This is a genomic window from Blautia sp. HCP3S3_C12 (assembly GCF_052064155.1).
GTDB lineage: Bacteria > Bacillota > Clostridia > Lachnospirales > Lachnospiraceae > Blautia_A.
Genome location: NZ_JBQHWC010000042.1, coordinates 1 through 1686, shown reverse-complemented (window position 1 = coordinate 1686; position 1686 = coordinate 1). Strand labels below are relative to the sequence as shown.

At 46.4% G+C, this 1686-nt stretch carries 2 protein-coding genes and 1 pseudogene; all 3 read left to right on the top strand.

The window, feature by feature from the left end:
- Nucleotides 1–286: 286 nt before the first annotated feature.
- The 3 genes and pseudogenes from ACTNDS_RS16610 (at nucleotide 287) to ACTNDS_RS16600 (ending at nucleotide 1645) form a co-directional block, all read left to right on the top strand.
- Nucleotides 287–1057 carry an HNH endonuclease signature motif containing protein gene (locus ACTNDS_RS16610; protein ID WP_441036857.1) on the top strand — a complete coding sequence of 257 codons (771 nt, stop codon included), beginning with the start codon at nucleotides 287–289 and terminating at the stop codon, nucleotides 1055–1057.
- A gap of 149 nt (nucleotides 1058–1206) precedes the next feature.
- A pseudogene (locus ACTNDS_RS16605) lies at nucleotides 1207–1305 on the top strand (Maff2 family mobile element protein); the annotation flags it as partial.
- 85 nt (nucleotides 1306–1390) lie between these two features.
- Nucleotides 1391–1645 carry a VirB6/TrbL-like conjugal transfer protein, CD1112 family gene (locus tag ACTNDS_RS16600; RefSeq protein ID WP_441036858.1) on the top strand — a complete coding sequence of 85 codons (255 nt, stop codon included), beginning with the start codon at nucleotides 1391–1393 and terminating at the stop codon, nucleotides 1643–1645.
- Nucleotides 1646–1686: the final 41 nt, after the last annotated feature.

The following is a 1686-nucleotide window of genomic DNA, read 5'->3' as shown; positions in this document are numbered from 1 at the left end:
CATCTGTTGGAGAAGGAGCCGTATGAGTTGAGAGGCTCACGTACGGTTCTGATGGGGACTCAAGGGGAGGTTCCTTGGGTCTACCTACTTTAAAATTTTCTGCGCAACACATGAGGATGCTGTCAGAGCATACAAGGCAACAGAGTTATGGCTAAAGGACAGGCTGGAGCTGGAAATCAGCCCTGACAAATCCAAAGTAGTTAATCTCAAAAGACAGTATTCTGATTTTCTCGGGTTCAAACTGAAAGTCCGTAAAAAGGGTAAGAAATATGTAGTTCGGTCTCATATGAGCGATAAAGCATACAAAAAGGCTCATGAAAAAGTCTCGGAAGAAGTAAAGAAACTGGCTCATTCGTCAGATGATAATGCTCAGTTCATGCAGCTTCAGAAATACAACTCTGTAGTTGCCGGACTTCATGAATACTATTGTATTTCTACAGAAGTATCTCATGACTTCAGCAGACTTGCCTTCAGTATCAACAAACAGCTCAGAAACAGACTGAAAGGCGACTTATCCAAAAAGGGACAGCTCAGAAATGGGTTCATTAAAGAAAAGTATGGAGCAAGCAGACAGATGAGGTTCCTTCATGGACGTCCGGTGGTCCCACTGGGATATGTCCAGTCAAAGAATGCCCAGCATAAAAGGAAATCCATCAATAAATATACGGTCAAAGGTCGGGAACAGATTCATAAGAATCTTGCAATCGACACAGCGACAATGTTATGGCTGATGAGAAATCCTGTAAAGGGCAGAACCATTGAATATGCGGATAACCGTATTTCTTTGTATGCGGCACAGTATGGTAAATGTGCAGTGACAGGAATTCCGATGGATTCCCACGATATTCATTGCCACCATAAAGTGCCGGTTAGCAATGGCGGTTCGGATGAATACGCAAATCTTATTCTTGTCAGCAAAGCGGTTCATATCCTTATCCATGCTTCTTCAGAACCTACGATTGAGAAGTACCTGAAATCCTTAAATCTTGACAATAAACAAATAGAAAAGCTTAACAAACTTCGTTCTATGGCAGAAATGCCACCTATTATTCTTTGAATTTAATGCTGTAACGAAGTGTGTAAGTTGTGTTTAAAAGCCCTGGACGGCTGAATTCGATGGAGCGCCGTGTGCGGTGAAAGTCGCATGCACGGTGTGGAGCGGGGGAAAATCCGGAGATAACTTCAAAGGATTACCTATCGCTATCCGGCGCGAAGTCGCAGGGCATGAAACAGTTGATGGCGGGCGGCGGCGTTGCCCTTATCGGCCTTACCCTTGTCCCGCTGCTCTCCGGCCTGTTTGGATAATGCCACAAACTAACACTACCCGCCGCGCTCTCCCGCTTCACGCGGGAGGGCGCGGGAAAGGAGGGATTAGCTTTTGATATGGCAGATGATTGAAGATTGGTTTCGCGGCATTTTGACAGACGGAATACTCTCTAATCTCTCCGGGCTGTTCGACAGCGTAAATACAGAGGTTGGAGAAATCGCAACGCAAGTCGGCACAACCCCCGCCGGGTGGAACGCGGGCATATTCAATATGATACGCAGCCTATCGGAAAACGTCATTGTGCCGATTGCGGGCGTTATCATTACCTTTAGGTCAGTTTACAAGGAACTACACGCAGACCGTGAAACGGGCTGCTGACAACAAACGGCGCTATGCTCCCGGCTGGGTGCATAGCACCT

Excerpts from the sequence above, each read along its gene's own strand:
- ACTNDS_RS16610 (WP_441036857.1), top strand. The coding sequence starts at position 287 with ATGAGCGATAAAGCATACAAAAAGGCTCATGAAAAAGTCTCGGAAGAA.
- ACTNDS_RS16600 (WP_441036858.1), top strand. The coding sequence starts at position 1,391 with ATGATTGAAGATTGGTTTCGCGGCATTTTGACAGACGGAATACTCTCT.